Source organism: Pseudomonas sp. GW822-FHT02G04, from assembly GCF_058802085.1.
This window is the reverse complement of record NZ_JBXANU010000004.1, coordinates 378,692-388,677: the sequence shown is the minus strand read 5'-3', so window position 1 is coordinate 388,677 and position 9,986 is coordinate 378,692. Positions and strand designations below refer to the sequence as shown.

Below are 9,986 nucleotides of genomic sequence, written 5' to 3'. Positions count from 1 at the left end.
ATTTTCGCCAACCTGGCCTACACCAAGACCCGGGCGGACCAGATCCAGTTCAGTGATCCGTACTACATCGCCAAGGAAACCCTGGTGGTGCGTGCCGCCAACGCTGAGCAGCCGAAAAGCTTCTTCAAGGACAAGCGCATCAGTTCCACCAAAGGCTCCACGTCCGAGCAGTCGATCAGAATGGCCGGGGCCACGCCGGTGACATTCCAGGACACCGGCTCGGCCTACATGGCCTTGCAACAGAACAAGGTCGTGGGTCTGGTAACCAACACCATGACGGCCTTGAAGTTGGTCAATCAAGCCAAGGCTAGTGGTGTCGAATTGGCACTCGCCAAGGAACCGATGGCGCTCGAACCGATTGGCGCGGGCATGCGCAGGGATGAGCCGGCGTTCCTCGCCAAGGTCAACGAATCGTTGGCGACGATGGAAAAAGCCGGGGAGATCGACGGGATCTGGGATCGCTGGATCGGCCCAAATACCGAGTACAAAATGGTACGTGAGGACAAAGTACAGAGCCTCAATGACTTGAAGTTCGATCCCCTGCCTTAGATCTCATACACCGCGGTGGACGGGTTTTTCGAGACCCGTTTTGCGCTCTCTCGGCAGCGGGCTCTTTCCCGCACGGCGTCAGTTGACCCGCTGCAAAAGGGAGGCGGTGCAGCCTCGTCCCATTCAAGGGTTAAGGAAGTCCTGATAGTTGGCCTTGGTAATCAGCTGATAGGGAATGGTCAACTGTGCCGTATAGGGTTCTTTCCTGATCATCTTCAGTGCAAGGTCGATCGACCCGATGGCCTGGCCTTTGTTGTCCTGGTAAACGGTCACCAGCAGTTGATCCTTCTTGATCGCGTCCAGGCCAGCGGGCCCGCCGTCGCTGCCACCGACCAGGATGTCCTGGCCCGGGCGCATGCCGGCCTGGCTGATAGCCATGGCCGCGCCAATGGCCATTTCATCAGCGTTGGCGGCTACGGCATCGATTTTTTTGCCCGACAAAATCCAGTTGTTCATCAGGTCCATGGCCTTGCTGCGCTGCCATTCGGCGCTCTGTTCTTCGACCACGTGGATGTCCGGATAGCTTTTGAGCACTTCCTTCACCCCTTGAGTGCGGTTGTGGGTGGCGTTGTTGGAGAGCAGACCGAGCATGATCGCCAGATTGCCTTTGCCACCCATTTTTTCCGCCAGGTAGCGCATTTGCATTTCGCCGGCCTTGATCTCGTCCGAGCCCACGTAGCCGACGCCCGGCGGCAGTTCGGCCTGATCGGGGCGGCGGTTGACGTAGACCAGCGGCACGTGGGCACCTTGCGCGTCGGCCGTCATCTTTTGCGTGGCGGCGGTGTCCACCGGGTTGACGATGATCGCGTCCATGCCCTGGGCAGTGAAGTTCTGCACTTGGTTGAGCTGGCGCACCACATCGCCTTGGGCGTCTTCGAATTGCAGAGTCACCCCCGGCAGATCCTTGGCGTGGGCGGCCATGTAGTCGCGCATCTGCGCCAGGAACACATCGTCTACCTGGGCGATGCTGACGCCGATGCGGATATCGGCGAGTGCCAAGGGGGTGAAGAGGGCGGCGAAGAGGTAGGTCAGGAGTCGTTTTTTCATGGTTTCAGTCCGGTTTTGTTGTTGTTTTTGAACACGTTTGAAATTGGCTCATGCCTGGCGCTTGGCGCTCATCTGCGTTACGCGTTCGGCAAAGGTCACGTAGGTCCAGCGTTCCGTCAGCGCTTGCAGCATGAGTTGTTGCCCGGTCTGCGGGGCCAGGCCATGCAGGGGCGGATCGGTGTCCAGGTTGGTGGGAAAGGCGTAGCCGTCGGCGGTGCAGGCAATCACAGCGTCCAGCTCTTGCGCGTCCAGTACCTGATCCGCCAGTCGCTGCAGCAGGCAGGGGTAGAGCGCCAACATCATGCGTTCGCGGTCCACGGTTTCCATGGGCTTGCCGAATGCCGAGGAGATTTGCAACAGGTTGGCCATGCGCTGGCGATCCGGCGTGTGATTGGTGCCGGCAGCGTGAAACAGCGCCGGGTTGAAGAACAGCAGGTCGCCCTTGTTCAACGGCAGCTGTACGGCGTGATGCTGGAAGTAGTCGATGAATTCGGCGCGGCGCCAGGCCAGGTAACCCAGCGCGTATTGCTGGGAAAACGGCAACAGCAGGGTGGGTCCGGTTTCCAGCGGCATATCGGAGTGGGCCACGGCCCCTTGCAACGTCAAGTACTGCGACAGCGTATGCAGGGGCAACGGGAAGCGCTCGACCACGTCCTCTGTCTGGAAACCCAAGTGATAGTCACGATGGGGCTGTTGCGCCTGGCCGCCCGGGTGCACCACGTTGACCTGTGCCGTGACTTGAAAGCCGGGGCCCAACCAGGCCTCGGCAATCAGCCCCAACAGCGGGTTGGCGTAGTACTCGACAAAAGACGACGGCGATTGCAGCGCTGCCTTTTGCAACGAATTCCAGATGCGCCCGTTGCTGCCGGCCTTGGCGAAGTGATCGGCGGTGAGGCCCTGGGCGGCTTCCTTGGCGAAGATCGCTTCGAACACCTGACTGTGGCGATCGACCACGCCCAGGTCTGCATAGCCCTGGCGTACAACCATGACCCCGGGGCCGTCGCGAAACAGTCGGTGCAACTCGCTCTGCACCTCTGCGCGATGGCCATCGCGCAAGGTCTGCGCGTGATAGATCGGCACATTGTTTTGTACGTCGCTGCAGTGGGCATAGTCCTCGGCTTTGACCTGTTGTTCGCAGAGTCTGGCGAAGTCCTGCAACTGCACTGAATCGGCACCCACAAACGCTGATAGCGGCTGATTCATAGCGCGTCTCCCGTCAGGCTCAGCGGGTTGGCGGGCCGTGGGGCGGTGTCGTCGCCGCAGCCGATCACGCCTTGTTCCAGGTCGATGACGGTGCCGGTCATCATTCCCGATTCGCGCGACAGCAGGAACGCAACGCTCTGCGCCACTTCCTCGGGTTTGAGCAGGCGACCAAAAGGTTGCGCGCGCTCGACAGTCGCCAGCCAGCCATCCTCGGCACCATGGTAGCGGCGCTGGATCTCGTCTTCATGGGGCGTGTCCATCCAGCCGATGTTCAGGCCGTTGACCCGGATGCGGTTGTGCAGGGCGCTGAAGGCCACGTTTTTGGTCAGGATCGCCAGGGCACCCTTGGACGCCGAGTAAGCGGTCAGATACGCCGGCCCACCGTGGCTGACGATGCTTTGGATGTTGACGATGGCGCCCTCCACGCCTTGGCTGATCATCAGTTTCAGCGCTTCCTGCATGAGGAAGAACGGTGCTCGCACGTTGACCGCGAACAGGCGATCGAACAGTTCAGGGGAGGTGTCGAGGATGGTGCCGCGGTCCGACATGCCGGCGCAGTTGACTAGCCCATGGAGGGTGCCGAAGCGGGTGCGGGCGGCGTCGATCACTGCACGGCAATCCTCGACTCGCTCCAGGTCGGCCTCGACGAAAAATGCCTGGCAATCGAGTTCCGCCAACTGGCGCACCTGGACCTGGCCCTGGTCTGCGCGGCGCCCGCAAATGATTAGGCCGGCGGCGCCCCGGCGCGCCAGAGTGTGGGCGACCGCTGCACCGAGGCCTTGGGTGCTACCGGTGACGACAAAGTACTGGCCACGGAACGAGGTAGTGAGGTCGGTTTGAGGCATGTGGTTCTCCTGGCTTCTTGTTGTTATGAGCGTTGTTGTCCTTGCGCCGGCTCGACGCCTGGCGAAACTGAGACTAGCATTGGCAAAACCTCAGTAATGCCCAAAAAAACCTCAAGAAAACCTCAGGCTTAAAACGATGCTCGAACGTGCCAAACACTTTTCCATCAAGCAGATCGCCACCCAGGCGGGCGTCAGCAAGGCGACGGTCGATCGCGTGCTGCACCAGCGCGGCAGCGTGCATTACCAGACCCACCGCCGCATCGAGCAGGCCCTGAACGAATTGGAGGCTCAGGAAAAGAATGGGCTGGCGGCAGGGCGTACGTTCCATGTCGACGTGATCATGCACACGCCGCAACGCTTCAGTGCGGCGGTGCAGGCGGCGATGACCGCGCAATTGAGCAGCCTGGCGCCGTTTCGCATCGCGCCGCGGTTTCACCTGTTTGAAGAAATCGAGCCACAGGCGATGCATGACCAGTTACTGCGCTGCGCAAGTACCGGCAGCCAGGGCGTGGTGCTCAAGGCCGCCGACGAGCCGGCGGTAAACCTGGCGATCAAGCAATTGGCCGCGGCTGGTATTCCGGTAGTCACGCTGGTCACGGACCTGCCGCACAGCGAGCGCATCGGCTATGTCGGCATGGACAACCGCACAGCCGGGCAGACCGCCGCGTACCTGCTGTCGCGGTGGCTGGCGCCACAGCCGCAGGACGTCGCCGTGGTGATCGGCAGTGAGCTGTTTCGCGGTGAAGAAGAGCGGGAGATGGGTTTTCGCATGTGGCTGCGCAGCCGTGCCGCCCATTTGCGAGTAATGGATATCAGCGGTGGCTACGGGGTTTACGATCGCACCTTCGAGCGCGTGATCGAGGCGCTGAAACAGCACCCCGATCTCAAGGCGGTCTACAGCGTGGGCGGGGGCAACCGGGCGATTGTCGACGCGTTCGCCGCACTGAATCGGCCGCTTGAGGTGTTTATCGGCCACGACCTCGACGAGGAAAACCGGCAGCTACTGGCCGAGGAAAAAATCGCCGCGATCATCGATCACAATCTGCAGATTGATGCTCGCCACGTGTTCCTGCATATCCTGCAATTTCATCGCCTGTGGAAGGCCGGGCCGATTGCATCTTCACAAGTGCAGATCGTCACGCCGTTCAATCTGCCTTACTGACTCATCCTGTTTATGCCGGGCGAACGCCCTCGTACGCATCTTGCAGCAGCTGCCGGATGGCCTTTGCTTCAATCGGTCGAGGGTTCCAGTAGGGGTTGGACAAGGCAATGTCCGTCGCTCGATCGAGGTCGGCCTCGGTCAAGCCCAGGTCCTTCAGCCGGGTCGGTGCGCCCAGTGAGCTGGACAGGTCGAACAGTGCCGCCGCCGGGCTGCAATCCTCAACGTTCAACGCTCGGCAAATGCGCGACAAGGCCGGAGCGGCAGACTGGTTGTAGGCAATAGCATGCGGCAACACGATGGTATGGGTCTGAGCATGGGGCAAGTTGAAACTGCCGCCCAGGGTGTGGCAAAGCTTGTGATGCAACGCCATGCCGACGTTGCCGAGCACGGTACCGCAGAGCCAGGCGCCATACAGGCAGTCATCGCGGGCGTCGAGATCGCCCGGGTTTTGACGGATGGTTTTCATGCCGGCGGCGAGCGCCCGAATGCCTTCCTCGGCCATCAGCGACATCACCGGGTTTCCGTCCTGGGCATACAAGCCTTCGGCGGCGTGGGCAATGGCGTTCATGCCGCTGGTGATGGACATGTCGACGGGCAGGCTGACGGTCAGTTCCGAGTCGTAGATCACGGTTTTGGGCAGTACGCGCGGATCTTTGCCGGTGCGCTTGAGGCCGTTTTCGGTCAGGCCGAAGACCGGCGTCATCTCAGATCCGGCATAAGTGGTAGGAATCGCCAGGATAGGCAACCCGGAGTCCATCGCGATGGCCTTGCCGAGACCAGTGGTTGAGCCGCCGCCAATGGCCACCGCGCAATCGGCGCCCAGCTTGCGTGCCAGTTCGCGGGCTTCACGAGCCGTTTCGATGGGCACGTGCATGACGGCTTTGTCGAAAATCTCCGCTGCACGGCTGCCGAGTAATTGGGCAATATTTTCGGCTTGGGGGCGTTGTTCTGGCGTGCAGAGGACTAGCGCACGCTTGGCGCCCAGTCGATCGATTTCCGCTTCCAACTGTTGCAGCGAACCTTGGCCGAAGATGACGCGCGATGGTTGGCCGTTATAAATAAAAGGGGACGTGGGCATATGTCTATTCTCCGCAAACAGGTAGGGATGATGAACGGGTGGCGATAGGGGTCGGTTGATAGGCAAACAATTGCCAATTCATTCCTGTCCTCAGCCAGACATTTAACGTTCGGTTTTGGATCGTTTTAGCCACGCCATGGGAAGTGATATCGGCAACCATTTCGCCAAAGACGATGGCGGTGTCTCCTGATTGATAAACCTTATGAACAACGTGTTGAATTCGGTGATAGACAGAAAGTCCATCACGCAAGTTCTTCAAAAAACTGTCGCAGTTATCCACTTTGCCACTGGAGTGGACATAACTGAGTTCGGGATGAAGTAAACGCTGAATGTTCTCCAGATCATTACTTTGCATCGCTTGATAACGCAGTTCTTCCAACGATGAAATTAATTCAGTAATGGACGGCTCGGTGCTCATGGGACTCTCGGGATTGGCATTGACAATGGAATTGACGACTACGCCTTCGCCAGGAAGAAATCGAATTCCAGGGTATAAAACGGATCGCTGCTGACAGTCCCGTCGGGAGTTTCGCCGGGAGGTTGTTGAGCCCAGTGGGTGATCAGTGACGAGCGCACGCCGAACACAGCATCGGAATCAAGGTAGGGATCACCTTCGCGGAAAACGTGGGTGACCAACCGTTTGTAACCGGGGGCACTGATCACGAACTCCAGGTGTGCCGGGCGCCAGGCGTGGCGATTGAGTGCGGTGAGCATCGTGCCGACAGGGCCGTCATGGAGTACGCAGTGACTTTGCGGCACAACGGTGGAAAAAAAGTATCGGCCGAGCGGGTCGGCTTGTAGCAAGGCGCGCTCGGTATCGCTCGTCACAGGATTATTCAAGTCGCCACCTGCCTGGCTGACCTGAAGGGTAGCGGACGGCACCGGATTGCCTTTGGCGTCACGAATGGTGCCACGCATGTACCCTTTGGCGCCGTGGAGCCCGGCACTGATGTCGGCGCCCAGGTCATACACCGTGGAGTTGTGAATCTGTTGCACGTCGAAGGCTGTCGCCTCAGTGCAACCCGACGGCTTCCTGTCATTCTGAGCCAGCACCAGGGTCGACAGACCCAACGTGTGTGACAGCAGCACAAACTCCTTGCGGTCGGACGAGCAGGCTTTGCCCACTTGTTCGAGAAAATCGATGCCGCTTCGCCATTCTTCTTCCGTGAGTTTGATATCGCGAGCGAAGGCATGAAGATGTTGTACGAGGCTGGTCATTACCTCGCACAAGCGCGCATCAGCGGTGCTGCTATTACGCGCCAATACGGCTTGTGTAATGGTCGCTTCGTCCAGATTTCGCATCTTGACTCCTTGATTTTCTTAAGCCCAAGCACGCTTGGCGATTGGCGAGAAACGTCTTGGGCCGCTCTTTTCAGGTCATAGCGCTGCACGTTATAGTTCCGCACAGCGTTGAAAAAGGCCGTCTACGAAATTCTTTATTTCATATATGAAAAAATAAAAACGGAGCACTGAATGGATCGGCTGACCGAGCTGGAACTGTTTGTCACCACGGCAGAGGTCGGGACTTTGACCAAGGCGGCAGAAATACTTGGATTATCCAATGCCGCTGCAAGCAGGCACCTGGTGGCATTGGAGCAACGGCTCAACGTCAGGTTGATCGACCGCAACACGCGACGCCTGGCTCTGACCAACTCCGGTCATCAATTTTATGCGAGCTGCAAGAGCCTGCTCGGTGAGTTGAAGGAAGCCGAGGCTTCGCTCAGCGAATCGCTGGTGCAGCCGGTCGGCACCCTGACGATTACCTCTTCAATCTCGTTCTGCATGCTGCATATCGCGCCGCTGATCCCGGCGTTTCGCAAGAAGTACCCGCATATCACCGTCAAAGTGCTGGGTGAAAACCGCTATTACGACATTATCGACAGCGAAATCGATCTGGCGATCCGGACCAAGGAATACGAGCCGGATTCCAATATCACCATTCGCCGCCTCGCCGAAACGCGTCGGGTGCTCGCCGCTTCACCGGGATATCTGCAGCGAAAGGGCACGCCGAAGACTATCGACGATCTGGCCAATCACGATCTGTTGATTTACAGCCACGCCAACCAGCCCCGGGTCATGCGCTTTACCAAAGGAGATGAAGAACGGGTGGTCAAGGTCGACCCTATTCTGGAAACCAACGACGGCCAGATTGTCCGCGCGGCGGCCTTGGCCCATGGCGGCATCCTGGTGCAACCGAAGTACATCATCAATGCCGACCTGGTGGCGGGGCGCCTGATCCCGGTGCTGGATGATTGGGACTTGCCGCGCCTGATCATCAACATGGCTTTTCAAAGCCGTCGTTACATGCCAACCAAGCTGCGCGTATTCATCGATTTTCTGCTCGCGGACTTTGCCGAGCACGAGTACGAACGCTACTGGACGCGCTAACGCAGTTTCTCGCTGGACGGAATACACATTTATTTTTTTGATGGTATTCAATGTGGCGAGTGCAAACTATGCTCCGTTCCGCTTGAACAGTTGAGCTTCTCTTGTTCAAAGAGAAGTTGTTCCTTCCGTTTTAATAGTGCTCGACAACACGACAATAAAGGCGTCTGCGTTCGCCTGCGCGTTTAAATATAAATCTAATAATAAGGAAGCGTTAAACCCATGAAAAACTTTGCCAAGTGCACGGTTGCGGTCAGCTTTTGCCTGCTGGTTCCCAATCTCTCAAATGCCGCCAATGAACCCTTTGCCAAGGATTCACGCTGGATGACCGGTGATTGGGCTGGCGTGCGCAGTGACTGGCTGGACAAGGGATTTGATATCGAGTTGGGTTACACCGGGGAAATGGCCGCCAATCTGCGCGGCGGTTATGACAAAGATCATACGGCGCGCTGGACCGAGCAATATGCATTGGGCTTCAAGGCCGACCTGCAAAAAATCCTCGGTTGGGAAAATTCGCAGTTCCAGTTCACCGTCACCGAGCGTGACGGGCGCAACCTGACCAACGATCGCATCGCTGATCCGCGAGTGGGAGGTTACTCCTCGAGCCAGGAAGTTTATGGTCGTGGGCAAACCTGGCGCCTGACGCAAATGTGGCTCAGTAAAGGCTGGCTGGACGGGGCGCTGGACTTGAAGTTTGGCCGATTCGACGAAGGCTCGGACTTCAACAGTTTCCCGTGCGACTTCCAGAGTACGCCGTTCTGTGGCGCCCAGGCAGCGAACTGGATTGGCGACATTTGGTACAACTGGCCGGTCAGCCAATGGGCCCTGCGCGCACGCTACCAGTTCGCTCCCGAGTGGTATGCGCAGATCGGGGTCTTCGAGCAGAACCCCTCGTATCTGGAAACCGGTAACGGCTTCAAGCTCAGCGGCAGTGGAGCCAAAGGCGCGCTGATCCCGGTTGAGTTGGTCTGGAGCCCCACGGTCAACTCGCTGCCCGGAGAATATCGGCTGGGCTATTACAAGAGTACGGCCGACGCCGATGACGTACTGGAAGATCGCAATGGCAACCCCCAGCCCGCCACCGGCGATCAGTTCAAACAGCACTCCAGCCGTCACGGTTACTGGTTTGTTGCCCAGCAGCAATTGACCGCTCGCGACGGCGACAGCCAGCGCGGACTTTCGGTGTTCGCCAACTTCACTGCACACGACAAGGCCACCAGCCGGGTCGATCATTTCATTCAGGCGGGCATCGTCTACAAGGGGCCGTTCGATGGCCGGCCAAAAGATGATCTGGGCGTGGGCATCGCGCAGGTCCACACCAACTCGGACTACCGCCGGCGTGCCCGCTTGCAGAATGAACAGAACGGCATTGCCGATTACGAAGATCCCGCCTATCTGCCCCTGCAGTACAACGAAGTGAGCAGCGAGATCTATTACGGGTTCCACGTCACCAACTGGCTCACCGTACGGCCCAATCTGCAGTACGTGAAGTATCCCGGTGGTGTGCGTGAAATCGATGCAGCAGTGATCGCCGGTCTCAAGATCCAGGCGAAGTTCTAGCCCGGTACTGCCCTGCCACGATCAATGGATTCGAACCGTGGCGGGGTTGACTACAGTTTTCCACTCAGCGGAAAACACATTTGCCGTAGAGACATTTTTTTTCCGTTTCAATGGCAGTAGTCTCAATTCCACTGAGCGTACAAATAATTTCAATAAG

10 protein-coding genes are annotated in these 9,986 nt (G+C 58.5%); 4 read left to right on the top strand and 6 right to left on the bottom strand.

Annotated elements, in window-relative coordinates; translation table 11 throughout:
- Window positions 1-549: transporter substrate-binding domain-containing protein (locus AC1RO5_RS08545; RefSeq protein ID WP_493174440.1), on the top strand; the 549-nt coding region annotated here is incomplete at its 5' end.
- 123 nt (window positions 550-672) lie between these two features.
- Here AC1RO5_RS08545 and AC1RO5_RS08540 read toward each other — a convergent pair.
- Genes AC1RO5_RS08540 through AC1RO5_RS08530 form a run of 3 tightly spaced genes read right to left on the bottom strand, consistent with a single transcriptional unit; the run spans window position 673 to window position 3,644 of the window.
- Window positions 673-1,596: a sugar ABC transporter substrate-binding protein gene (locus tag AC1RO5_RS08540; RefSeq protein WP_493174438.1), complete on the bottom strand. Its 924-nt coding sequence runs from the start codon at window positions 1,594-1,596 to the stop codon at window positions 673-675.
- Between the two features lie 48 nt (window positions 1,597-1,644).
- Entirely contained in the window at window positions 1,645-2,799 is a 1,155-nt protein-coding gene (locus tag AC1RO5_RS08535) for a phytanoyl-CoA dioxygenase family protein (protein WP_493174436.1), read from the bottom strand.
- Window positions 2,796-3,644, bottom strand: coding sequence for an SDR family oxidoreductase (locus AC1RO5_RS08530; protein WP_493174434.1), 849 nt, complete (start codon window positions 3,642-3,644; stop codon window positions 2,796-2,798). Before AC1RO5_RS08530 ends, AC1RO5_RS08535 begins: the two co-directional genes overlap by 4 nt.
- A 136-nt stretch (window positions 3,645-3,780) precedes the next feature.
- Between AC1RO5_RS08530 and AC1RO5_RS08525 the strand changes: the two genes are divergently transcribed.
- Window positions 3,781-4,806 (top strand): LacI family DNA-binding transcriptional regulator, encoded by a 1,026-nt coding sequence (locus AC1RO5_RS08525; RefSeq protein WP_493174432.1) that lies wholly within the window; start codon window positions 3,781-3,783, stop codon window positions 4,804-4,806.
- A 10-nt stretch (window positions 4,807-4,816) separates the two neighbouring features.
- On the opposite strand, the gene AC1RO5_RS08520 is transcribed toward AC1RO5_RS08525, so the two are convergent.
- From AC1RO5_RS08520 to AC1RO5_RS08510, 3 genes are read right to left on the bottom strand one after another with little or no spacing between them, the layout of a single operon-like run.
- Entirely contained in the window at window positions 4,817-5,884 is a 1,068-nt protein-coding gene (locus tag AC1RO5_RS08520) for a maleylacetate reductase (RefSeq protein WP_008073778.1), read from the bottom strand.
- Window positions 5,885-5,888: 4 nt separating this feature from the next.
- Window positions 5,889-6,302, bottom strand: a complete 414-nt coding sequence (locus tag AC1RO5_RS08515) for a nuclear transport factor 2 family protein (protein ID WP_008073780.1) — start codon at window positions 6,300-6,302, stop codon at window positions 5,889-5,891.
- A 38-nt stretch (window positions 6,303-6,340) separates the two neighbouring features.
- Window positions 6,341-7,186: a dioxygenase gene (locus AC1RO5_RS08510; protein ID WP_493174430.1), complete on the bottom strand. Its 846-nt coding sequence runs from the start codon at window positions 7,184-7,186 to the stop codon at window positions 6,341-6,343.
- A gap of 171 nt (window positions 7,187-7,357) precedes the next feature.
- Here AC1RO5_RS08510 and AC1RO5_RS08505 point away from each other — a divergent pair, with 171 nt between their 5' ends.
- Both AC1RO5_RS08505 and AC1RO5_RS08500 read left to right on the top strand, forming a co-directional pair.
- Window positions 7,358-8,272 (top strand): LysR family transcriptional regulator, encoded by a 915-nt coding sequence (locus AC1RO5_RS08505; RefSeq protein ID WP_493174428.1) that lies wholly within the window; start codon window positions 7,358-7,360, stop codon window positions 8,270-8,272.
- Between the two features lie 219 nt (window positions 8,273-8,491).
- Window positions 8,492-9,829 (top strand): carbohydrate porin, encoded by a 1,338-nt coding sequence (locus tag AC1RO5_RS08500; protein WP_493174426.1) that lies wholly within the window; start codon window positions 8,492-8,494, stop codon window positions 9,827-9,829.
- The last annotated feature ends 157 nt before the right edge of the window (window positions 9,830-9,986 follow it).

Bases quoted from the DNA above. Each gene is read 5' to 3' on its own strand.
- AC1RO5_RS08540 (WP_493174438.1), bottom strand. From the start codon at position 1,596: ATGAAAAAACGACTCCTGACCTACCTCTTCGCCGCCCTCTTCACCCCC.
- AC1RO5_RS08535 (WP_493174436.1), bottom strand. From the start codon at position 2,799: ATGAATCAGCCGCTATCAGCGTTTGTGGGTGCCGATTCAGTGCAGTTG.
- AC1RO5_RS08530 (WP_493174434.1), bottom strand. From the start codon at position 3,644: ATGCCTCAAACCGACCTCACTACCTCGTTCCGTGGCCAGTACTTTGTC.
- AC1RO5_RS08525 (WP_493174432.1), top strand. From the start codon at position 3,781: ATGCTCGAACGTGCCAAACACTTTTCCATCAAGCAGATCGCCACCCAG.
- AC1RO5_RS08520 (WP_008073778.1), bottom strand. From the start codon at position 5,884: ATGCCCACGTCCCCTTTTATTTATAACGGCCAACCATCGCGCGTCATC.
- AC1RO5_RS08515 (WP_008073780.1), bottom strand. From the start codon at position 6,302: ATGAGCACCGAGCCGTCCATTACTGAATTAATTTCATCGTTGGAAGAA.
- AC1RO5_RS08510 (WP_493174430.1), bottom strand. From the start codon at position 7,186: ATGCGAAATCTGGACGAAGCGACCATTACACAAGCCGTATTGGCGCGT.
- AC1RO5_RS08505 (WP_493174428.1), top strand. From the start codon at position 7,358: ATGGATCGGCTGACCGAGCTGGAACTGTTTGTCACCACGGCAGAGGTC.
- AC1RO5_RS08500 (WP_493174426.1), top strand. From the start codon at position 8,492: ATGAAAAACTTTGCCAAGTGCACGGTTGCGGTCAGCTTTTGCCTGCTG.